The 24,243-nt window shown below is 37.9% G+C and carries 18 protein-coding genes; 15 read left to right on the forward strand and 3 right to left on the reverse strand.

What is annotated here, in order from left to right; all coding sequences use genetic code 11:
• From CJZ72_RS10665 to CJZ72_RS10705, 9 genes are all read left to right on the forward strand, one after another.
• Positions 1 to 783 (forward strand): inositol monophosphatase family protein, encoded by a 783-nt coding sequence (locus CJZ72_RS10665; protein WP_081133451.1) that lies wholly within the window; start codon positions 1 to 3, stop codon positions 781 to 783.
• Between the two features lie 151 nt (positions 784 to 934).
• Positions 935 to 2,764 (forward strand): translational GTPase TypA, encoded by a 1,830-nt coding sequence (gene typA, locus CJZ72_RS10670; RefSeq protein WP_081133452.1) that lies wholly within the window; start codon positions 935 to 937, stop codon positions 2,762 to 2,764.
• A 700-nt stretch (positions 2,765 to 3,464) separates the two neighbouring features.
• On the forward strand, positions 3,465 to 5,228 hold the full coding sequence (gene recQ, locus CJZ72_RS10675) for a DNA helicase RecQ (RefSeq protein WP_095443821.1): 1,764 nt from the start codon (positions 3,465 to 3,467) through the stop codon (positions 5,226 to 5,228).
• 128 nt (positions 5,229 to 5,356) lie between these two features.
• Positions 5,357 to 5,659: a DUF1507 family protein gene (locus CJZ72_RS10680; RefSeq protein WP_005876504.1), complete on the forward strand. Its 303-nt coding sequence runs from the start codon at positions 5,357 to 5,359 to the stop codon at positions 5,657 to 5,659.
• A 2-nt stretch (positions 5,660 to 5,661) separates the two neighbouring features.
• The gene (locus CJZ72_RS10685) at positions 5,662 to 6,828 is read left to right on the forward strand and encodes an FtsW/RodA/SpoVE family cell cycle protein (protein WP_005876506.1); all 1,167 of its coding nucleotides are present in this window, start codon (positions 5,662 to 5,664) and stop codon (positions 6,826 to 6,828) included.
• Positions 6,829 to 6,849: 21 nt separating this feature from the next.
• Positions 6,850 to 10,278, forward strand: a complete 3,429-nt coding sequence (locus tag CJZ72_RS10690; RefSeq protein WP_095443822.1) for a pyruvate carboxylase — start codon at positions 6,850 to 6,852, stop codon at positions 10,276 to 10,278.
• A gap of 15 nt (positions 10,279 to 10,293) precedes the next feature.
• Positions 10,294 to 11,421 (forward strand): CAP-associated domain-containing protein, encoded by a 1,128-nt coding sequence (locus CJZ72_RS10695; protein ID WP_005876510.1) that lies wholly within the window; start codon positions 10,294 to 10,296, stop codon positions 11,419 to 11,421.
• Positions 11,408 to 11,854 (forward strand): YlbF family regulator, encoded by a 447-nt coding sequence (locus CJZ72_RS10700; RefSeq protein WP_095443823.1) that lies wholly within the window; start codon positions 11,408 to 11,410, stop codon positions 11,852 to 11,854. Before CJZ72_RS10695 ends, CJZ72_RS10700 begins: the two co-directional genes overlap by 14 nt.
• Positions 11,829 to 12,170, forward strand: a complete 342-nt coding sequence (locus CJZ72_RS10705; protein WP_005876514.1) for a YlbG family protein — start codon at positions 11,829 to 11,831, stop codon at positions 12,168 to 12,170. The genes CJZ72_RS10700 and CJZ72_RS10705 overlap by 26 nt, the downstream gene beginning before the upstream one ends.
• A gap of 201 nt (positions 12,171 to 12,371) precedes the next feature.
• Here the strand turns inward: CJZ72_RS10705 and CJZ72_RS10710 are convergent, their stop codons facing one another.
• Together CJZ72_RS10710 and CJZ72_RS10715 are read right to left on the reverse strand one after the other, a co-directional pair.
• Positions 12,372 to 13,667 (reverse strand): ISL3 family transposase, encoded by a 1,296-nt coding sequence (locus CJZ72_RS10710; RefSeq protein ID WP_081135856.1) that lies wholly within the window; start codon positions 13,665 to 13,667, stop codon positions 12,372 to 12,374.
• Positions 13,668 to 13,780: 113 nt separating this feature from the next.
• The gene (locus CJZ72_RS10715; RefSeq protein WP_269768797.1) at positions 13,781 to 13,990 is read right to left on the reverse strand and encodes a transposase; all 210 of its coding nucleotides are present in this window, start codon (positions 13,988 to 13,990) and stop codon (positions 13,781 to 13,783) included.
• Between the two features lie 489 nt (positions 13,991 to 14,479).
• Between CJZ72_RS10715 and CJZ72_RS14785 the strand changes: the two genes are divergently transcribed.
• From CJZ72_RS14785 to CJZ72_RS14795, 3 genes are all read left to right on the forward strand, one after another.
• Entirely contained in the window at positions 14,480 to 15,409 is a 930-nt protein-coding gene (locus CJZ72_RS14785; protein WP_227260328.1) for a hypothetical protein, read from the forward strand.
• 30 nt (positions 15,410 to 15,439) lie between these two features.
• The gene (locus tag CJZ72_RS14790; protein ID WP_232509735.1) at positions 15,440 to 18,658 is read left to right on the forward strand and encodes a collagen binding domain-containing protein; all 3,219 of its coding nucleotides are present in this window, start codon (positions 15,440 to 15,442) and stop codon (positions 18,656 to 18,658) included.
• A gap of 66 nt (positions 18,659 to 18,724) precedes the next feature.
• Positions 18,725 to 19,843 carry a SpaA isopeptide-forming pilin-related protein gene (locus CJZ72_RS14795; RefSeq protein ID WP_232509736.1) on the forward strand — a complete coding sequence of 373 codons (1,119 nt, stop codon included), beginning with the start codon at positions 18,725 to 18,727 and terminating at the stop codon, positions 19,841 to 19,843.
• Positions 19,844 to 20,212: 369 nt separating this feature from the next.
• Here the strand turns inward: CJZ72_RS14795 and CJZ72_RS14800 are convergent, their stop codons facing one another.
• Positions 20,213 to 20,785 (reverse strand): hypothetical protein, encoded by a 573-nt coding sequence (locus CJZ72_RS14800; protein WP_226103243.1) that lies wholly within the window; start codon positions 20,783 to 20,785, stop codon positions 20,213 to 20,215.
• A gap of 967 nt (positions 20,786 to 21,752) precedes the next feature.
• Between CJZ72_RS14800 and rsmD the strand changes: the two genes are divergently transcribed.
• Genes rsmD through CJZ72_RS10740 form a run of 3 tightly spaced genes read left to right on the forward strand, consistent with a single transcriptional unit; the run spans position 21,753 to position 23,834 of the window.
• Positions 21,753 to 22,313 carry a 16S rRNA (guanine(966)-N(2))-methyltransferase RsmD gene (rsmD, locus tag CJZ72_RS10730; protein WP_016176752.1) on the forward strand — a complete coding sequence of 187 codons (561 nt, stop codon included), beginning with the start codon at positions 21,753 to 21,755 and terminating at the stop codon, positions 22,311 to 22,313.
• Positions 22,310 to 22,801 carry a pantetheine-phosphate adenylyltransferase gene (gene coaD, locus CJZ72_RS10735; protein ID WP_081133456.1) on the forward strand — a complete coding sequence of 164 codons (492 nt, stop codon included), beginning with the start codon at positions 22,310 to 22,312 and terminating at the stop codon, positions 22,799 to 22,801. The genes rsmD and coaD overlap by 4 nt, the downstream gene beginning before the upstream one ends.
• Positions 22,791 to 23,834, forward strand: a complete 1,044-nt coding sequence (locus CJZ72_RS10740; protein WP_081133457.1) for a SepM family pheromone-processing serine protease — start codon at positions 22,791 to 22,793, stop codon at positions 23,832 to 23,834. The genes coaD and CJZ72_RS10740 overlap by 11 nt, the downstream gene beginning before the upstream one ends.
• The last annotated feature ends 409 nt before the right edge of the window (positions 23,835 to 24,243 follow it).

Below are 24,243 nucleotides of genomic sequence, written 5' to 3' on the forward strand. Positions count from 1 at the left end.
ATGGAAAAACGAATCAGTGTGATCAAAGAGTGGCTTTATGAAGCAGGAGAAAAAATAAAAAATGCTGAAAATAAAAAGTTGACGATTGATCAAAAGACTAGTCGAAATGATCTCGTCACTAATATGGATCGTGAAATCCAAGCTTTCTTGATCGACAAAATCCACAGATTCAATCCAGAAGCCAAAATCCTTGCAGAAGAAGATGGATACAGTAAGGTAAACGATTTTACAGGACAGCTTTTCGTGATTGATCCAATCGATGGCACACTTAATTTTGTCGTAGAACGTGAGAACTTTTGTATTATGTTAGGAGTCTACGAAGATGGTAAAGGTCAGTTAGGGTTTATTTACGATGTCGTCAAAGAAGAACTTTACTGGGGTGGTAATGGAATAGGAGTGTATAAAAACGAAGAAGCATTGCCAAAGCCCTCCAACATTGGATTATCTCAAGGATTATTAGGAGTAAATGGTTATTTATTTAGTCATAACCGATTCAATGTCCGAACGATTGCAGAAAAAAGTATGGGAGCCCGCCTTTATGGATGTGCTGGTCTAGAATTGATTGCGATGCTAAAAGGGCATCATATTGGCTATATCTCTAATCTAAGCCCTTGGGACTATGCAGCGGGGAATATCTTACTAGAAGAGTTCGGAATGAAGTACAGTGGCATACTCGGTGATAAATTAAAATTCGCAGGACGTGAATATTATCTCGCTGGGACCGAGAAGGCTTATGAAGAAATGCGACGATTGATAAACGATTCACAATCCTCAAAATCATAAAAAAACCGTAAGTTTAAGAGAAAAATGGCGAGAATATTAATTTTCTCGAAAAAATGAAAACATTTTACTATATTTCATGAAAAAAATTTGCTATAATAAACAGTCGAGTAAAATTGCACTGTCATAAAGAACCGAGAAGGAGTTAGTTACATTGAACTATAGAAACGATATCCGTAACGTAGCGATCATCGCTCACGTCGATCACGGAAAAACAACATTGGTTGATGAATTATTGAAACAATCCGATACATTAGACGCACACACACAATTACAAGAACGTGCGATGGATTCAAATGCTTTGGAAAAAGAACGTGGAATCACTATTTTAGCGAAAAATACAGCGGTTGATTATAAAAACTACCGTATCAATATCATGGATACCCCTGGACACGCGGACTTCGGTGGCGAAGTTGAACGTATCATGAAAATGGTAGACGGCGTTGTTCTAGTTGTTGATGCTTATGAAGGAACGATGCCACAAACACGTTTCGTATTGAAAAAAGCATTAGAACAACATATTACACCGATCGTCGTTGTAAATAAGATCGACAAACCATCTGCACGCCCAGAGTTTGTTGTTGATGAAGTACTAGAATTATTCATCGAATTGGGTGCTGATGATGATCAATTAGATTTCCCAGTTATTTACGCTTCGGCATTGAATGGAACTTCAAGCTTATCTGATGATCCTGCTGACCAAGAACCAACGATGGCACCAGTTTTCGATACGATCGTTGAAAAGATCCCTGCTCCAGTAGATAACAGCGACGAACCTTTACAATTCCAAGTATCATTGTTAGATTACAATGACTATGTTGGACGTATCGGGATCGGCCGTGTTTTCAGAGGAACCATCAAAGTAGGGGACCAAGTAGCCTTGATCAAACTTGACGGTTCAGTTAAAAAATTCCGTGTAACGAAATTGTTCGGTTTCTTCGGTCTAAAACGTTTAGAAATCCAAGAAGCAAAAGCTGGAGATTTGATTGCTGTGTCGGGTATGGAAGATATCTTCGTCGGCGAAACAGTTACACCTGTTGATCACCAAGAAGCATTACCGATCTTACACATCGATGAACCAACTTTACAAATGACATTCTTAGTAAATAATTCACCATTTGCTGGACGCGAAGGTAAATTCGTCACTGCACGTAAAATTGAAGAACGCTTGATGGCTGAACTTCAAACAGACGTTTCACTACGTGTTGAACCAACAAACTCTCCAGATGCCTGGACTGTTTCAGGTCGTGGGGAACTACATTTATCGATCTTGATCGAAAATATGCGTCGTGAAGGCTATGAATTACAAGTATCACGTCCAGAAGTTATAGAAAAAATCATCGATGGTGTAAAATGCGAACCATTTGAACGTGTTCAAATCGATACTCCAGAAGAATACATGGGTAGTGTAATCGAATCATTGAGCCTACGTAAAGGCGAAATGCAAGACATGATCCATACTGGAAATGGTCAGATCCGTTTGACATTCCTAACACCAGCACGTGGCTTGATCGGTTATTCTACTGAATTCCTTTCTATGACACGCGGATATGGAATCATGAACCATACCTTCGATCAATATTTACCAATGTTACCAGGACAAATCGGTGGACGCCACCAAGGTGCTCTTGTTTCGATCGATGCAGGGAAAGCAACAACTTATTCCATCATGAGTATTGAAGAACGTGGAACAGTCTTTGTTGAACCAGGTACAGAAGTATACGAAGGAATGATCATTGGCGAAAACAGCCGTGAAAATGACTTGACTGTCAACATTACAAAAGCAAAACAAATGACTAACGTACGTTCTGCTACGAAAGACCAAACATCTGTCATCAAAAAACCAAAACAATTAACATTAGAAGAATCATTAGAATTCTTGAATGATGATGAATATTGTGAAGTAACACCAGAAAGCATTCGTTTAAGAAAACAAATCTTGAACAAAAATGTTCGTGAAAAAGCGTCTAAAAAGAAAAAATAATGCGTGATCAAGCATCATAGGAGGAGGGGATAAAATCCCCTCCTTTTTTAGTTTATCAGTCACAGTACTGAAAGAAAATGATTCTTTAGGCGATATTATAAAAGTACAACTACAATCGAAACCGATAAATCTAGCTGGTTTTGTACATAGCTGAAAATATCTGATTCTCTAGTAATGTTGTTCAAATATAAAAAGTTCGTAGCATGGAGTGATCTAGTACATCAGGTTAAGTGTTATTTATCTATAAAAAATATTTTTGGTATGCTTAAGATAACAAGTGTGTAATTGCTGCTATCACTGTCGACTAAGTAGGATAAAAAGCCTTTAGCTATGCTATTTTACAAAGAGGCTGCAAAAATCAAAGGGCGTGATGAAGTGCGCGTTTCAGCTAATGTGTCACCTAACATGGAAAGAAAATAGTTTATTCTAAAAATTCGATTGTGGTGATTATGCTCAGCTATTTCTGTGGAGAAGTAGATTTAGAAATAGAGAAAAACACACGAAATAACGGAAAAAGTCTATTAAAAGACTTTTTAAAAACTCAAAATAAGCTCTCTGATGTTTCATAGATGCATTTTGTTTCACGGATAAAAGGGTTGTTCTGAGTGACAACGAGAAGTAAAATAGTTCTTGCGTAATCTATTTAAATGAATGAAATATTGCCATCATTTTCTTAAAATATGTATAAAGTAGGGATAAGATGAACGAATTACTAAAAAAATATTTTGGCTATGACGAATTTCGCCCAGGGCAAAGGGAAATCATTCAAAAAGTGATGGAACATGAAGATGTGCTGGGTATCATGCCGACAGGAAGTGGGAAATCGGTGTGCTATCAGTTGCCAGCGTTGATGCTAGATGGTTTGACGATCGTCGTTTCACCCTTGATATCCCTCATGAAAGATCAAGTAGATGCGGCTAACCAGTTAGGGATAGCTGCAACATTTATCAATAGTTCGTTGAATGGCTATGAAACAGCAAGACGTTTCCAAGAACTTGAACAGAGGGAGATCCAGTTGCTCTATGTTGCACCTGAACGCTTTATCATGCCAGATTTCATTCGTTCGATGCAACATTGGAATGTCCAACTGCTTGCCATTGATGAAGCACATTGTATTTCCCAATGGGGGCATGATTTCCGTCCAAGTTACCTTCAAATGGCAGAAAAGTTGAATGAGTTGATCCAACGGCCAATCATTGTTGCATTAACAGCAACTGCAACGATAGCTGTAGCCGAAGACATCAAAAGACTTTTAAAGATTCCGGTCAAAAATCATATCCAAACCGGGTTTGCTCGCGAAAATCTACGGTTGCAAGTAATCAAGGATCAAAAAAAAGAACAATATTTGGTCGAATATCTGCGTATGAATCAGAAACAATCCGGCATCATCTATGCGGCAACACGCAAAGAAGTTGACCGTATCTATCATTTATTAAAAAAGTTTGGTTTCAATGCTGGTAGGTATCATGGTGGCATGAGTGAACGGGAACGAACGAAAATGCAAGAAGCTTTTCTGTACGACCGCGTAGAGTTATTGGTGGCTACCAATGCTTTTGGAATGGGGATCAATAAAAGCAATATCCGCTTTGTCATCCATTATCAAATACCAGGTTCTTTGGAGGCTTATTATCAAGAAGCAGGTAGAGCGGGAAGAGATGGTCTTCTAAGTGATGCTATCTTGTTATTTGCACCGCAAGATATCCAGATCCAGAAATTTTTTATCCAGCAATCACAACGGGAAGATTCTCAAAAGCAAAAAGAATATGAAAAATTAAAAGCTATGACTGAGTATGTCTACATTGAGGATTGTTTGCAGCAATATATCTTAGCTTATTTTGGAGAAGATGGTGTACCTTGCGAGCGTTGCGGTAACTGTTTAGATGATCGAGAGTTGATCGATGTTACGAAGGAAACACAGATGGTTTTATCTTGTATCAAACGAATGGGCGAAAACTATGGGAAGCAGATGTTGATGAAAGTGTTAGCTGGATCGAAGGAGCAAAAAGTGAAAAACTTCGGATTTGATCGACTTTCTACGTACGGTTTATTAAAGAAATACGCGCAAAAAGATATCTTGCAGCTGATCGAATTCCTTATCTCTGGTGGTTACTTGCTCTCTGTGAGTGGAGAGTACCCCGTTTTGAAGGTCACAGAGTCAGGTATCGCTGTTCTTACTGGAAAAAAACAAGTATTTAAGAAAGAACCAAAGAAAGTAGTTCAACTTTCAGATGAAGCTGCAGACAGTCTGTTTGAAACATTACGAGAACTGCGAACAGACTTAGCTTCTGAAGCTGGTGTTCCGCCATATGTCGTTTTTTCTGATTCGACGTTAAAAGAAATGAGCCAACAAAGACCACAAAACCGACTGGCATTTCTGCAAATAAAAGGTGTCGGTCAAAGTAAATTAGATAAATACGGAGAAGCATTCCTAGCCGTTATCAAAGAAGCACAAAGCGAAAAATGAAAAGTGCGTCCATCGTGCAAAACAAAAGGATAAAAAAAGGGAAAATCACCTTACGAAAACCGTGATTTTTCCCCGTTGGATTTTTAAGTATGTTATAATAAATAAACTTAGAATGGGGGTAGGCGTAGATGGATTCTCTGTCAAATGAATTTGCAGTCCAAGTATTGAAAGATGAAGCTGAACGGATCAAACGCTTGATCAAAAATCAAAAAAACAGCTTATGTATCTCGCAATGTAAAGCTTTTGAAGAAGTAGTGGATACGCAAATGTATGGATTCTCACAACAAGTCAATTTTGCGATACGTGTGGGGATAGTCGAAAAAACAGAAGGTCAGCTATTGCTGAGTGAATTAGAGCGTGAACTGAACCATTTATATAGTGAAGTTTACCAAGAAAATTATGATAAAAAAGAAATTGGCAAGGAGGAGTAAACTTGCCTAAGAAAGTTAAAAAAAGGCATTTATTAGACTATAGCATATTGATCCCATATTTGATTCTATGTGTATTGGGATTGATCATGGTCTATAGTTCGTCATCATATTTATTAATGGAAAACGGGACAAGCCCTTCCGCATCATTTTTTAATCAAAGTATTTTTTGGGTCCTGAGTCTAATTGTAATCGGGCTGCTTTACAAAATGAAAACCGATGTTTTGAAGAATCAGCGGTTGATCATGGCAGCAATCGCTGTGCTGACGATTTTACTTTTGATCGTTTTATTTTTTGGTAAAGAGATCAATGGTGCAAAAGGATGGATTCAGATCGCTGGATTTACGATCCAACCTGCAGAGTATTTAAAGATCATCGCAATCTGGTATTTGTCTTGGACTCTTTCCAAACGACAATACAGCATCCAAAAAGATTTTATCGGCACGGTCAAACGACCTCTTGCTTTGGTATTGGTATTGACGGCTATCGTTGCAATCTTGCCCGATTTTGGGAACGCAACTGTCATCTTTTTGATTACGTTGGTTTTGCTTTTAGCAAGTGGTATCAACTATGTATATACATTGATCGTTGGATTTGGTGGAGTTGGTTTAAGTGTGTTTACTATCTGGCTAGTCAATATCACTCACGGGAAATTTCTTCCTGAACGATTGCAATATATCTATAATCGTTTTGCTATTTTTCAGAATCCTTTTTCCGATGAACTCAATAGAGGGCACCAAATGGTCAACGGCTATTATGCGATGTTCAACGGCGGTCTATTTGGCCGAGGATTAGGGAATAGTATCCAGAAAAAAGGCTTCTTACAAGAAGCACAAACCGATTTCATCTACGCGATCGTAGTAGAAGAACTAGGTGTTATCATGGGGATCCTGATCCTTGCTCTACTATTCTTTATGATCACTCGGATCATTTTAGTAGGGACGCGTTCAAAAGATCCATTCAATTCATTATTGTGTATCGGGATCGGAGCAATGTTCTTAGTTCAAGTGTTCGTAAACCTTGGAGGGATCACTGGTGTTATCCCATTGACAGGTATTACTTTCCCATTTTTGAGTCAGGGCGGTTCTAGTCTCTTGATGCTCTCGATCTGTATTGGTTTTGTATTGAATATCAGTGCAGATGAGAAAAGAAAAAGCTTAGGTTTATACTAAAAAAGATGTAGGAGTGGTTCGATGGAAAAAGTTTTAGTTGCTAACAGAGGAGAGATTGCGGTACGTGTGTTCCGTGCTTGCACAGAATTAGGAATTAAAACTGTTGGTATCTACGCTGAAGAAGATGAGTATTCAGTGCACCGGTTCAAAGCAGATGAAGCATATTTGATTGGACAAGGGAAAAAACCGATCGATGCGTATTTAGATATTGAAGGGATCATCTCGATTGCAAAACAATGCGGAGCAGATGCTATTCATCCAGGATATGGATTACTATCTGAAAATTTAGGTTTTGCACAACGTTGTAAAGAAGAGGGGATCACTTTTGTCGGTCCCGATTTACATCATCTTGATATTTTTGGAGATAAAATCAAAGCAAAAGCAGCAGCGATCGAAGCTGGGATCGCATCGATTCCTGGAACAGATGGCCCGATTGCGAGTGTAGAAGAAGCACTAGATTTTGGCGAACGCTATGGTTATCCAATCATGATCAAAGCAGCTTTAGGTGGTGGCGGACGTGGGATGCGTGTCGCTCATGATGAAAAAAGCGCTCGAGAAGGATATGAACGTGCAAAAAGCGAAGCAAAAGCAGCGTTTGGTAGCGATGAAGTCTATGTAGAAAAATATATAGCGAACCCTAAGCATATCGAAGTCCAAATCCTTGGAGATAAGCATGGCAATGTGATCCATTTATTTGAAAGAGATTGTTCTGTTCAAAGACGCCACCAAAAAGTTGTAGAAGTCGCACCTTGTGTGTCCATGAACGAAGAACAGCGTCAGCGGATCTGTGAAGCTGCTGTCCAATTGATGAAACATGTGGGCTATGTCAATGCTGGAACAGTCGAGTTTTTGGTTGAAGGAGACGATTTTTACTTTATCGAAGTCAATCCTCGAGTGCAAGTAGAGCATACGATCACTGAAATGATCACAGATGTCGATATTGTAACGACACAATTATTGATTGCACAAGGAAAAGATCTGCACAAAGAAATCGGTTTGCCAGAACAATCAGGGATCAAGCTTAATGGTTCGGCGATCCAGTGCCGAATCACGACAGAAGACCCGTTGAATCATTTTCTTCCTGACACAGGGAAAATCGATACTTACCGTTCTCCAGGTGGATTCGGCGTCCGTTTAGATGTCGGGAATGCTTATTCTGGTTATGTCGTTACTCCTTATTTTGACTCTTTATTAGTTAAAGTTTGTACGCATGCAGCTGATTTTGACACTGCGATCCAAAAAATGACACGTTGTCTGAAAGAATTTCGGATTCGTGGAGTAAAAACCAACATTCCATTTATGTTAAACGTTATTTCTCATCCTGTGTTCCAATCCGGTAATGCAAAAACAACGTTTATTGATAATACAAAAGAACTATTTGAATTTCCACGTTTGAGAGACCGTGGCAATAAAACTATGAAATACATCGGTGAAATCACTGTCAATGGCTTCCCAGGAATCAAAAAAGGGGAAAAACCATTCTATGATAAACCACGTCTACCTAAAAAACTGATCACTCGGGATGAGTATCTCACTGCGAAAAATGTTTTAGATAATGAGGGGGCTGATGGATTAGTCCAGTGGATCAAGAACCAAGAAAATCTGCTACTGACTGATACGACCTTTAGAGATGCGCATCAAAGTTTATTGGCAACTAGAGTACGGACAAAAGATTTCAAAGAAGTTGCCCGTTTAACAGGAGAGGGACTTCCAGAACTTTTCTCAAGTGAGATGTGGGGAGGCGCTACTTTTGATGTGGCCTATCGTTTCTTGAATGAAGACCCATGGCAAAGACTAAGAAAAATCCGTTCCTTGATGCCTAACACTTTATTGCAGATGCTGTTCAGAGGATCGAATGCAGTAGGATACTCGAATTATCCAGATAACGTGTTAGTGGAATTTGTGAAAGAAGCGGCGGCACAAGGAATTGATGTCTTCCGGATTTTTGACAGCTTGAACTGGACACCTCAAATGGAAAAAAGTATTCAAGCAGTCCGAGATACAGGGAAAATCGCAGAAGCCGCAATCTGCTATACTGGCGATATCAACGATCCAAGTCGCGCAAAATACAATGTGCAATATTATAAAGATATGGCAAAAGAGCTTGAACAACTAGGAGCGCACATCATTGCAATCAAAGATATGGCTGGATTATTAAAACCTCAGGCAGCCTATCGTTTGATTAGTGAATTGAAAGAAACAACTGTTTTACCGATCCATTTGCATACACATGATACTAGCGGAAATGGGATCATCACCTATTCAGCAGCAACCAAAGCTGGGGTGGACATTGTCGACGTAGCCATGAGTGCGATGAGTGGAAATACGAGTCAACCGAGCATGAGCAGTTTATATTATGCGTTAGTCAATGGTCCTCGCTTACCTGAGATCAATATCCAAAATGCACAACAATTGAACCATTATTGGGAAGATGTACGCATGTACTATAAACCATTTGAAAATGGGTTGAACGCCCCTGAAACAGAAGTCTATATGCACGAAATGCCAGGGGGACAATATTCAAATCTCCAACAACAGGCAAAAGCAGTCGGTCTAGGACACAAATGGGATGAAATCAAACAGATGTATCACACAGTCAATTTAATGTTTGGTGACATCGTTAAAGTAACACCGTCATCAAAAGTGGTGGGGGATATGGCGTTATTCATGGTCCAAAATGATTTGACGGAAGACGATATCTATGAAAAAGGAGACACCTTGAGTTTCCCAGAATCAGTTGTCACTTTCTTCCAAGGTGAGTTGGGACAACCAGTTGGCGGATTCCCTGAAAAATTACAAAAGATCATTTTGAAAGGAAGACCTGCAATCAATGTCCGTCCAGGTGCTTTAGCTGAACCAGTCGACTTTGAACAAGTCAAAAATGAGTTAGCTGAAAAAATCGGTTATGAGCCTAAAAATGAAGAAGTTTTGAGCTATTTGATGTATCCTCAAGTCTTTTTAGATTATCAAAAAGCATACAATCAATTTGGCGATGTGACTTTATTAGATACACCAACGTTCTTCCAAGGGATTCGCTTGGGTGAAACAGTGAATGTCCAAATCGAAAGAGGAAAAATCTTGATCATTCGGTTGGATGAGATCGGTGAACCAGATATTGAAGGAAATCGCGTGTTGTTCTTCAATCTGAATGGTCAACGCCGCGAAATACTGATCAAGGATACTTCGATCATCAGTTCAGTTCAAACACGTTTGAAAGCTGAACCAACGAATCGCGAACAAATCGGGGCAACGATGTCAGGTTCTGTGCTAGAAGTGTTAGTGAAAAAAGGCGATAAAGTGAAAAAAGGTGACACTTTGATGATCACAGAAGCGATGAAGATGGAAACGGCGATCGAAGCCCGTTTTGACGGAGAAATTGCCCATATCTATGTGGCAAACGGTGATTCGATTGCGTCAGGTGACCTCTTGATCGAAGTGACTGAAAAATAAAGGTGGTGGGTCAGCATGAAACGGCTAGGATTATTTATCTTGATATTGCTATCAGTGATCGTCGCATTCTACATGCAGCCGGTATTGTTCCCACCCGTGCTAGAGGCAAAAAAAAGCCAAGAACAACAGACACAAAACCAGATGACGACGTGGAAATACCAGGAGCTTAAAGCAACTGGTTTTTCCACCTATATCGGAAAGCCAATCGAAGAGTTAGAACAGCATTTTGGAAAACCATATGATCGCTTAACTTCTGGATTTGGCTTTGAAACTAGATACTATCAGGATACCCAAGGACAATGGTCTTTCGAAGCAAATATCCAAGATGATAAAGTAGAAGCCGTCAAAGTATTAAAAGCAGATCATGAAACGATCGCACCTTTTACGCTTGGTATGACGATGCAAGATTTAACGGATATCACGACCATTTATACAAATTTCACATTTGAGTATCAAGATACAGAAGTCGGTATTGAGCTGATGGAAGAGGATATGAATTATCGACCACTGCTCGCCTTTGACAATCAGACTTTTGGTATTTTGTTTTTTGATCAAAGTACAGGTGATTTGTTCTCAGTAGTATATTTGAGTAAAGATAGTTTACTCAAATTGTTGCCTTATCAAGTGTTTGGTGAAGGGTTACCTCATTATCAATTAGAGGATGATGCAGATTGGGAAGAAATCAATCAAGCAAAGGAAAATAAAAGTTTTATTTTGTTGAATTCTTTGAGAAAACAAGATGATTTACCACTCTATCGAAGAAACATCAATTTTTCCGATAAAACGAATTTATTACTACACGATTATTTGAAAAAGCCAGAAGAATTTCTTTCAGAAGATCGGTTAGCAGAATGGAAGCAAACATTGGGTAGTGCAAAAACGGCTACAAAATTCACCCTAGCCAAAGACGAACTGGATAAGTTAACAGGAAAAGGCAAATTACAGCATGTCAATGGTGTATTTACTCACCCTGTCATCGATCCAACGTTCACTTTTTTATTTTTGTATAGCGATCCATACTATCATGATCGTTTCTTGCTTGATTCCCCTGATCAGTTAGGAATTGCTTTTTCTAAAGAAAATATGATAGTCTTGATGCAAGAAGAAGTTGAGGAGAGTAGCGATAGCAGTGATAATCAATGAAGAATTATTTGTTTTAGAAGATCAATGTAAACGTTTGGCGAAATGTATCATTGAAAGTCATACAATGAGCGAATACATGAAAACAAAAAAACAGATGGAGCAATCGGAAGAAGTTGCGAAGTTAAAAGCTGATTTCTTCAAAAAAAAAGAAGACTATGAAAAGATTGCGCCCTACAAAGAGTGCGCACCAGGGTACAAAGAAACGTATTTGGCTGTTAGAAAAGCCAAAAGACAACTTGATTTGAATGACTCAGTCGCCGCCTTTCGGATACAAGAAACCCAACTTCAAAATATACTCGATGAAATCAGTCGAGAGCTTGCACAAGCTGTTTCTTCGGAGATCAAGATCGATGCAGGCAATCCTTTATTTGAAAAAGGAAGACATGCTGGATGTGGAGGAAACTGTCATGGAAACAGAAAACAATCAATTTGAAATAACGAAGCGACGTGGACTGATCGTCTGGGTCTATAGCCTGAAACAACTAAAGAATCTCAAGAAGTTTGGCTTGCTTCATTATGTTTCAAGGAAAATGAAATACGTGGTCATCTATTTGAACGAAGAAACATTCGATCAAACAGAAGAACGAATCAAAAAATTACATTTTGTACGCAATGTAGAGCGCTCATACCGCCCTGATATTGAAATGAATTTTGCAGAAAAAATCGGATCAAAAGCACAAGTGAAAGATGATGGGTTCGAAGTAGAAGAAGCCAATACCAAAATTCGCTTGGCAGACCATGTATTCTAATTTTCTATATGAATAAAAGGTTCTAAGTCAAATAGTGTTGTTTTGAATTAAATCATGAAAAGGAGACGTTTCGGCGTTTCCTTTTTTGTGTAATTAAATGATCTCGTAAAGATTTTGTGGCTCTTTGTCAATAAGGACTGATGAGTTTTGTAAAGTGAAATCTGGGATAGAAGGACTGACCTTCTGTCTCAGATTTTTTTGTTATTTCACTTGAATCAATTGATTGATCAAAAAAATCCTGATTTTCATGTTCTCAAATGATTTAAATCCATAAGATAATCGTTTCAGTGTCTTGATATGGGTATTTTTGGCCTCTATTTTGCCATTAGAATACGGGTAAATCATAGCATTGTAAATCCCTTCTTCGTAAGTTAAAAGGTTTTGAAGTTTCGTGCGAAATTGGACATCAAGTGTTTCAGGAAGATTTTTTAATAAGGTAAAAAATAAGTCAGGTTCTTTGTCTCGAAAGGCTTCGGTCAGCTCATGGAAAAAAGTATAGGCTTCCTTTAAAGGCGTTGAAAACGCCAGTAATCGATCGATCATCATTGCTTCAGTGAGTAGCGGGTATTTAGGTGCACGAAAACTGCGCCATGTTTTGTAGTCATAGTAATTGATTTTTTGACGGTTTTTTAGAAGAAAGCGCCAGTTCTTTTTCACTTTCTCGGCTTCTCTTCGTTGCCCTAACTGGTGTAATCTTTTCATTTCTTGTACACGAAAATCATTGAATGCCTGATTCAGATGTTTGGTGATATGAAAACGATCAATGACGACTTTCGCATTCGGTAAGACACGTTTTGTCAATTGGAAGTAGGCGGCATTCATATCTGTCACTAAGTATTCCACCGCTTCAGGATTCGTACAGCGACTAAAATAGTGTGTCAAACGCGATAATTTACGTGTAGGCAAAATATCAATGAGTTTTCCTGTCTCGCCATCCGCACAAATAAAGCTCATTTTATCCTCAATCGAAGCGTGCGAACGAAATTCATCCACCATCAATACTTTTGGCAGGGTCCTTTTTGACGGCTTCGGAAGATAGTTTTTCAACTCTTTCAATGTACGAATCACAGTCGTCAAAGATACCTGACAAAGCTTGGCAATCAATGATAAAGACATCTTTTCGGCGAGTAAAGCAGTGATTTTCCATTTGACATGATTGGCAATCGAATGTCTAGGACGGACAAAGTAGCTTTGGGCTGTCCAATGACGCAAACAGTTTTTACAGGTGTAGCGTTGCTTTTTCAAACGCATGATCAGTGGCATGTGGTTGTATTCTTCAAAGCGGACAATAGTTTTCTTCTTGCCATTCTTCACAATGGTCGTTTGACCGTGAGCATCGATTACAGAGGAACCGCAATGTGCACAAGCACAAGGAGCAGGAGAGAGAACCGCATCGATGACCATCGTTTTTTTGTTTTGAAACAGCTCGTAAGAAACTTCAGTGATTACTAAATTTTGGTCTATTAATCGCAACATTTTTTTGATAGAATCATTCATAGAACATATCGTCCTCTCGTAGTTTATTTTGTGGTGATTTAATCATACTAGAGAACGATATGTTTTTTAATACCTAAAATGAAAAATGGGGCTGAAGAATCAATTTTGATTCATCAGTCCCATAAATTATAGAGCCGATTTTGTTGGATCAGAATTCTCTTTCTAAGATGACAAAACGTTCTAAAGCCAAATGCGATTCTTTTGATGACTTTGATCAAGTTGTTTTTACCTTCCAGTTTGCCGTTAGAAAAAGAAATGTTCGAATCTTTAATATTTAGTAGTTGTTTGATCATTTTGTCTATGCTTTTTTCTTTCATTTTGATATTCTTATTAGTGGACATTTGGTTTTCCTCCTATGATTGGGTTCGGCGATTTAATTATAGGACAACCAGATGTCTTTTTGTTATAAAAATAATTGGCGTTCCTACTCCTAAGAGTAACAACTCCGAATATTATAGAACCTTTATTTTGTCATGATTTAATCATACTAGGGAACGATATGTTTTTTTAATATCTAAAATGAACAATGGGGCTGATGAATCAAAATTGATTCTTCAGTCCCATAAATTATAGAACCCCTTTTTTGAGTGTCCACACGTAAATTTGATTCATAGATACAATGCAACACTGTCTTTTAATCAGTCAAAATAAGTGGTGGATCATCTTCAGCAAAAATAGATCAGGTAGATGAAACAAGTGTTATTATTTGTATAGTTAACAAAATTTAAGGATAATAATAGTGGGTGTATTGTTGCTTTTTTCCACAAACAATTGAACAACTCAGTAATTAGAAAGGTAAAGGTGTAATTACAATGAAAAAGTTTGTCTATTCTATGATGTTATTCAGTTTGTTAGGTAATTTTTTCACACCCATCGTTGCAACAGCGATGGAAAACGGAGAAGGAGTATCTACTACTGCAAGTGAAAAAACCATAAATTCTACATCAGGTGATACCCCAAAAACACTGCAGACAGAATCTGTTCCTCCTACTAAAGAGTCATCAAGTACTGAAGAAAGTATTCCCGTCGAGAATCACCTTCAGTTTGATCAAGCAAGTGAGTTTGTTAGTACAGCTGAGAAGAATGAATTAGCATTGAATTTAGTCGGAAATATCACTAGTTCTACTGAAAACAATCAAGCGATCACTTTTGAAATGGCTAAGTTATTTGTATTGAAAGATGCCAAAGATGAAGAGAAGAATATCCTGAATGACCAAAAAGAAATAATCGGAAAGTATACGGTTGATACAACGAAAAATGGTACCCAATTTACATTAGATTTTAATAAACTAAGTAAAGGCGATAACCGTTTCCGGCTTGTTTTACTAGGGACGAATACACGCGGACCAAATCGAACGGTTGATTTTTATCAAAAAGATAAAAAAATATTTCAATTAAACTTGCCAAAAGAAACAGAGTCTACTACACAGACAATCGAAACCAAAGAAACGTCAACCGAGAATAGTCAATCTGACACTCAAACAACGGCAACCACTGAACGGACTAAAAACGCAAGTAGTAATCAAAGTAAGAATGTGAATAAAGCAGTCCTTTCACCCGAAACAAAGAGTGAAGATGCTGGAGCAACACAGGATTCTAAACAAATGGATGAATTATTTGAGAAGTATGCTCCTGGTGACAACTTCGTGAAAAAAATTAAATTGACAACTGAGACTAACCCAGCAACGATCGATTCAGTCGTTGTGTTTCAATTGGACTTTGAGATTCCTGATACTGTCTGAACTGAAATGATGCCTGGTGATTATTACGAGATGGATTTTACACAAGGATTAGAAATCAGGGACCCTTCACCAAAAGGAGATTTACTGGATAAGAATAAAAATAGCTATGGTACTTACGAGTTTGATGCAAATACGCAAAAATTGCGTATTGTTTTTACGAAACAAGACAGTATGGAGTTTTTGCCAGCCAGCAGTGGTTCAGTTTCAGCTGATGTACATTTTGATAAAAAGAAAATCACTCAACCAGGCGAGACAACGATCACTTATCCGAGTAAAACGAATATCCCACCTGCTACTTTCATAATAAAACCATCTAGTGGAGCCTCTCTTAGTAAAGCAGGTCATCCAGATAGAGTAAATAGTCCAGATAAAGTGATTTGGGATATAGACTTCAACAAAGATTATAGCGACTTATCTAAGCCATTGATACGTGAACATTTTCCTGATCAACTGGTATTTGATAAACAGGAGAAAGGCGCAGTTTCTGTTTATCCGTTGAATCTGGATTTTGATGGAAACGTGGTGGGAGTAGACACGATACCTCTTGATCCAAAACAATATACAGTAGAGAATGATGGCTCGATTCAATTCAATATGGCTATCCAACAACCTTACCGCATCGTTTATACTACAACGATCAAAGATTCAGTAAAACCCAGTGACGGTGGAAAGCTAACAATAGGAAACAACGTGGAATTAATTACAGATACAACGAATCTACAAGCTTCGGCTTCTGTCGACCTTACTTATGAAAAAGCATTAGAAAAAGTTAAAACTGATTATGATCCTGTCGAACAAGTCTATAGTTGGCTGATTCGTTACAACTATGGTCAAAAAGAATTAACAGCTGACAATGTGATCTCAGACACGTATTCGGCAAATATGGATGTCGATCCAGATAGCTTTGCTATTTACCAGGTCAATTTTGACAGTGATGGTACTCCAGTCAATGGCGCACCAATTGATCCGAGTGCTTATACAATTGACACGACCAATAATCCATTTAAAGTGACATTTAAAAATAATGTACAGGCTGAAAAAGCAATCAATATCACCTACAAAACAAAGGTCAATAAAATCGTCACAGACAACTCTGGTATAAAGATAACGAATCAGGCACGGACTGAAAACCTCTCTTCATCGGCAGAAGTCCAAGCGAACCCTACACAACAAGTAATCATCAAAAATAAACCAACACTTGATGTAGGAAGGAAATCAGCTCATTATGTGGTTGATATAAATAAAAATAAGTATGAACTGGAAAATGCCCTTTTTACTGATACAATGAGCTACACAGATGAGGGGTATGTAATTTTTCCAACTAAAGTAAAAGTACCAGACAAGCAATCAGACTATGGGGTGATCATCCGTGATGTCTCAGAAAATGATCACATTTTGACAGGAGCAGTCCAATTTTTGGATGTGCATGGAAATGTACTGAACATGATAGGGGATGAAACTACAGCTGACTATGTTCTTTCTGTGCATTTAACTGAGTCTCAAAAAGGATATACGGATTTTAAGATAAAATTCCAAAACAGCTACACAAAGACGAGACATCAGTTCCAAATGGAATATTATGTCTCCTATAATCAGTTTAATGAAGAGTTCGAAGACCCAAATACGAGTATCAATTATGCGAATACAATCAAAGTTAATTTTGACAATAACGGTGAATCCTATGAAGCTTCCAGCAGTGCAGAGTTTAAAACAAACACTCAAGAAACACAACAAGGAATGAAGTTTGGCAGCTATGATCCAGCAACGAAAGAATTCACATGGACGATCGTGACCAACTATAATAACTTAGGGGTATCAAGAATTTATTTTCATGACCCAATCACTGGAAATCAAGTCTATGAACCGAATTCATTAGAGGTAACACGAGGAACAATCAATCATAACGGGCAGTTTCAGGCAACTACCAGTGATCCCTATAAAGGCAATCAGGTGGGGAAAAAATATCTTAAAGTAACTGACCCAGCACCAACCAGCGAGAACCAAGGAACATTAACTATAGATCTGGGTACAGATGAAGAGTACATTCAAGGCTGGAACGTGACAGGGGCTCCAATGGTCTTTCAGATCCAGTTCAAAACATCTTTGAAAAATCAGATTGTGTACGATCAATCTACGTATAGTAATGTGGCAAATGTTGATGTCAAGGGGATTAAACAAGATTTACCCGCTTCAGTCTCCGTGGCGTTCGGCGGACAATCTATTTTAAAAGATGGAAAATACAATGCACAAACTGGTAAAGTTGATTGGCAATTGGTGATCAATCCAAATCAATCATGGCTATCAAACGTTAAAGTTGAAGACAAACCAAGTGCGAATCAATTCATAAAAGCAAGCAGCTTCAAACTTTATACAGGAAAATACTCAGGAACGGGCAGTTCGATCACTGTGGAGCCAGATCAGCCCGTACCGACCAATCAATACAAAGTTCAGATCGATACTGACTCGACTGTAGGACAACAAACATTTACTGTAGATATGTCCGGTATCAAAGAAAAAAAGGATCCAAATCATGAGAACGAGTTTTTAAACGGAGTAATCGAAAAACCGTATGTGTTGGTTTATGAAACTGAACCGAATTTTACATCTAAAACTGAAACGGTCACTAATGATGCCATCATTTCAAGTGAGGGTGCTGAATTACCTGGGAAAGACACAAAGAAAGATGTTCAAGTGACTATTCAAGAGTCCAATGGTTTAGCGTATGGAACAAAAGGAAAAATCATTGTTCAAAAGGAAAATGGGCAGGGGGGAGTCGTTCCTAATGCTGTTTTACAATTGCTACGAAAAAATACTAAGACCAACCAATCCGATATCATTTACCAAGTAACAACAGACAAGCAAGGAATGGCCATATTTGGTAATTTGATTGCTACTAGCCCAATATATGAATACTCTGTCAAGGAGATCGAAGCACCAGAAGGTTATACAATTTCTCCTGAGCTACTAGTAGGAAAAAAAGTATCGATCAATACGGACAGCACTCCATTGACTACTTTTATTAAAAATGAACCTATCAAATTAATTTTTAATAAAACAGATGGAGAAGGGAAGCCACTATCTGGCGGATTATTTAGTTTGTTAAAAAATAAAGGAACTAAAGAAGCACCAAATTATGTTTCCGTACAGACTTTTGCAGCGCGAGAAAGAGGCGTAGATTTATCAGGTCTTAGCGACGGCCAATATCAAATCAGCGAATCAATGGCACCGGAGGGGTACCAAATCAATTAAACACCGATCGATTTTGAAGTAAAGAAAAATGCCGACAATACACGAAATGTTTTCGTAAACGATCAAGTGGTCTCAGATGGCGTATTGACGCTAAAAAACTACCAAGGTTCAGCCGTATTGAAGAAAACCGATGAGGTAGGTAAAACTCTTGCTGGTGCCCAGTTCAATTTGCAACATGCAAAACTAAATACAGGTGATTTTAGTGATTATGGGAATCAAAAATCTTATATTACAGATAATAATGGACAGTTGAATCTAACTGGCCTAGCCCCAGGGAAGTATAAATTGAAAGAAAGCAAAGCACCAGAAGGTTACTACTTGAATACGGAAGAAATTGCTTTTGAAATTCCTCAAATAGCAACTGGCAATGAGGCACCAATCCAGTTGAATGATGGCAAAGCATTGATCAATTATCAAGGAACTGCGACAGTAACAAAGAAATCTGAATCTGGGGAATTATTACCAGATGCTATCTTTGAAGTCCAAACGAGTAGTGGAAAAACAGTCCAAACAAATTTAGTGACTGATGAGAATGGGAAAGTTACAGCTAAAAATCTTGCTCCTGGCGCGTATCAATTTGTCGAAACCAAAGCGCCAAATGGGTACATGCTCAACACCCAACCGTTACCATTTACCATTGATACAACATCGGCAGGAAAGCCAGCGGCAGTGACTGCTAATTTTGTAAACTACCAAGGCGGAGTTGAACTAATAAAAATCGACGCTGAGGATAGCAACAAATATTTGGCGAATGCGGAATTTCAATTACTTGATAGCAAGGAAACAGTCTTGCGTAAAGAACTTAAGACGAACGGGGAAGGAAAACTAGCGCTAAACGATTTGGCACCTGGAAAGTATTTCTTTAAAGAAACTAAAGCGCCAGAGGGCTACCAATTGTCAGATAAGCTAGTTGGATTTACGATCCCAACGAAACACAACGGTAAACCCAAACAAATGGAGGTAGTAGTAAAAAATAGTGCGAATACTCAAAGTAGAACGACTCAATCGACCAAATCGGATCAATCAATCAAACCGGATCAGTCTACCAAGCACCAGCAATCTGGAAAAGGATATTATCCGAAAACTGGTGAGACTAAAAGCATGATCATGATCATTGGAGGGGTGATCCTTGTTCTAGTTATCGTTGGAGCCACTTATCTACGAAGAAAGCAACACGAAAAATAAATTTAGAAGGGTGGAATAGCAGGATTCAACTCTGAGAAATAAGCTTGACTTATTCTCAAAGCAGTTACTCCTGTTTCCATCATTTGTGCATGTTTAGACTGTGAGGCAAAAGCATTTCTTGTTTTTGTCTCACGGTTTTTTTGTCTTTCGAGGAATCACTAAAAGGAACATGAACACACGTATGGATCTTTTTTTAGGGAAAGAACACGAAGACTGTGCCAAAACAAAGCCAAAAAAGCGTTATTGTAAATTTTGCGAAACTAAAAAACTCCTTTTGACTAAATGAATAGCTGTAACGATTCATTGATCAAAAGGAGTGTCTATCTTATCTCTATCATTTTTTGAGAAAAGGATTGAGGGTATGCAGCTCTAAAAATATAGATAAGAAATCAAATAGGCTATAAAAAACGCGTAGAGGCCACAAATAAGATTTAAAATACCTAATAGTCTGACTGATCGAACCACTTTATTCATTGTTTCAAGAGGACGTAAAACAACCATCAATGGGTTATCAGGGTGGGTTTCCAAATAATCCATCCAGAATGCATGTTCTTTATCAGGCTTTGGTGTAGACAAAGCGATCACTGAGATGTAGATGAAGAGTAATCCTAAACTGATATACTCGCCAATAAAATTATCGGAAATGATTAATCCTATCCCTACTCCAACTGTAATAAATAGCAAGAGTGTTAAAAAAATTACGAGTTTAAAATTAGAATAACCGGTAAAATAAATTTTAAAGTAGGCTCTAATACACTCTTGTCTGTATTTCAAATCCTTATCAGATAAATCGGGATATCTCTCTTTTAATAAAGCATTTTGTTCATCTATTCTGGTTTTGTTTCTTCTGCCTCGAAGAATCGCAAGAAAAAAGTTTAGAAATAAAAGTACACAAAAAATAATTAAGTGGATGTTCGGATTTAGATAACTGTCAATTTCCATAGGGATACCTCGCTTGATGTTTAGATTTTTCTTTAAAATAATCTTGTCTTGTAGAGCTTAAGACTTATGTTTTAAATTTCTTATGTCGGTATTGTATCGATCATAGCGGTATGTTCAGAATTATGAGATGTAGATTTGAGCGCCAAAGATGATCGTAGAAGTTCTTTTTTTGATTGATGTAATATTGTCAGAGACTTTCGCTCCTTTCATTTTGAAGGTATTTCTAAATCGACGAAGTCTAGAGCGAGAGTCGAAAGTGACGAGAAACTGCTGTTTGACTCTTACGTAGTTTCTTCCACTTTCTGAAACATTAAATGATTACTGGAGACCTTCATTTTTAAATTTAGTATCAGTTTTAACTTTAGCCATAGCTTTTGTCTCATTGGAATTATCGACGCATCTACTTAATGACAGAAAACCAATTAGCCAATAGTTATGATATAATTCTTTATTTGCTGGGAGTAAATCAGCTCACCACCCTTGATAGAATGGTAACTAGTTCTAAGACTTAAATATAGTTTAGTTATTTTAATGGAAAAGTCAAGACAATATAATGACAAGAAACTGAAATTGTCTGTATATTGTAAAAAATGTATCGCAGTTTCATAGACAGAAAAAGTGATTCTAGCTAATGGCTTTTTGCTTTAGAACCACCCATTTGAAAATTTTGATCTTATCGTTGATTGAACCCATACTAGTTTTTGGAAAAGGATGAGAGAATACATAGGAGATGAATCCACTGCTAATAATCGTGTAATATGTTCGTTCTAAATGTCTAGTTTACGGTAACGTTTGATGAAAGAGGAAAGATAATATGAAACCTTGTTCTACGAAGAATCACATATTCGTAATTGCCATAGGTGTGAGTAATATACTTGTTGTTTCCACTAATTTAATGGGAATCCAAGTTTTTTTTTCGCTTTTTTTGGTATACTAGTAGCAGTACGATTTTAAGAGGAGTGAGTAAATGCGAGTCATTTCAGGAGAGTATGGAGGACGGCGCTTGAAGAGCCTGTCTGGGCCTAACACACGTCCGACAACAGATAAAGTAAAAGAATCAATATTCAATATGATTGGCCCTTATTTCGATGGAGAAGAAGTATTAGACTTGTTTTCCGGAAGTGGTGGTTTAGCCATCGAAGCAGTATCTCGAGGTTGCTCGCATGCTGTTTGTGTAGATAAAAACTACCAAGCGTTGAAAATCATCAAAGAAAATATTGCAATAACAAAAGAGCCAGAAAAATTTACTACGCTGAAACTTGATGCAGACAAAGCAATCGAAAAATTAGCGCAACTTGGGAAAAAGTTTGACTATCTTTTTCTTGACCCACCTTATGCTAAACAACAGATCATCGAACAAATCGAAAAAATGTCGGCACTTGATCTTTTCAAAGAGGAAGCTGTCATTGTCTGTGAAACAGACAAAGCAGTGGAATTGCCAGAAAAAATCACTTGTTTCGAGCAAATCAGAAAACAAACTTACGGAATCACTTCTGTGACAATATACCGAAAAGAGGACGATAGATGAAAAGAGCGCTATTTCCAGGAAGCTTTGATCCATTGACAAATGGACATTTGAATACGATTGAACGAGCAGCGAAACTATTTGATGAAGTAGTGATTGGCGTGTTTGTGAATACCTCAAAGAAAAGCCTATTTCCTGCTGAGGAACGAGTGGCATTGATCAAACAGTCAGTCCTACATATTCCGAATGTCAGAGTCGTTCATCAGGAAAGTCAATTGACGGTAGAGACAGCTAAAGAATTGGGTGCAACTGTGTTGATCCGAGGAGTTCGCAATATCAAAGATTTTGAATATGAAAGAGATATCGCACAGATGAATCATCATTTGTCTAACGAACTTGAAACCGTCCTTTTATTAGCTGAACCAAAATATAGTCATATCAGTTCTAGTTTATTGAAAGAGGTTCTTTATTTTGGCGGAGATGTAACAGAATATTTACCAGATGCAATCAACGAAGCATTAGCTAGAAAGCGTGAATCTAATGAACTTTAAAAAGTGGTTAAAAACGATTCTTGTTATTTTTCTGGGAATCTTTATCGTTGGCTTCGTAGTCGTTCCCCTGCCTTACTATGTAGAGTCACCAGGAGCAACGATCAACTTAAAGGAACTGATCACAGTGAATGATCAACAGGATAAAGCATCTGGTTCATTCTCTTTGACTTCTGTCGGCATTCGCAAAGCAACAGGTTTTCTTGCAGTAAAAGCAAAATTATCTAAATTTGAAGACTTGATCAGTGAAGAAGAGTTGACTGGTGGTGCGACGAATGAAGAATACAATCAGATGCAGCGTTATTACATGGAATCCTCTCAAAATGCAGCAATCGAGCAAGCATTGAAGTTAGCAAAGCTCCCTTATGAGATGGAGTTTAAAGGTGTCTACGTCATGAGTGTAGAGAAAAACTCTAATTTCTACGGTAAATTATCTGTAGGAGATACCGTGACAAAAGTTGATGGACAAAGCTTTAAGAGTGCAGAAGCATTTATGGAGTATGTGAAGAGTCAAAAAGTAGGGGACACTGTCAGCATCACCTATCTGCATAATGGGACAGAAAAGGAAACTTCAGGGAAACTGATCAAACTTCCAACTGATAAAAAAGCAGGTATCGGAATCACTTTGACAGATCATACAGCCATCAAATCTGATACACAAGTAACGATTGATTCAGGATCGATTGGCGGACCATCTGCCGGTTTGATGTTTACACTTGAGATCTATGAACAATTGACAGGAAAGAATCTTCGTCAAGGCAAAGAAATCGCTGGGACCGGCACTATCAATAGTGCAGGGGAAGTTGGTCGGATCGGTGGGATCGACAAAAAAGTTGCTAGTGCAGATCAAGCAGGTGTCGAAGTATTCTTTGCACCAGATGATGAGATTTCTAAGGAAATGAAAAAAGAATACCCAGAGTTACAATCAAATTATGAGGAAGCAAAAAAAGCAGCGAAAGAACTCAATTCATCAATGAAAATCGTTCCTGTAAAAACAGTACAAGATGCATTGGACTATTTAGAAAACATGAAATAGTCTGCCTTTATTCATAGAGTGAGGTCGAGACAATAGTCGTTTAGGTTTGAGAAATTGGAGAGAAAAACGAGGTTGGGACAGAAGTGTTTAACTCCGAGAAATAAGAAGAAATGAACGAAAATTGCTTTTCAAATTTTTGTGAATTTCGGATTATTTCCGAAGGAGTTACTTCTGCTCCCACCGTTTATTCGGAGTTAGAGTCTGTGGCAAAACTGATTTTTAGTTTTGTCCCACGCTCGTTTTTTTTTTTTGAAATTTCCGAAAAACTGACTTTTGAAGGCCGTTTATTTGAGAGAGGCTGTGACAGAAGTGTAGAGTTGTCCCACATTATTTTTTATGAAAGAATGATCGTTTGAATGATAAATCCAACTTTTTTTTACGTATTTGATTGTGAAGAGCAAAGTAGCAC

The organism is Enterococcus durans (genome assembly GCF_002277935.1).
GTDB lineage: Bacteria > Bacillota > Bacilli > Lactobacillales > Enterococcaceae > Enterococcus_B > Enterococcus_B durans.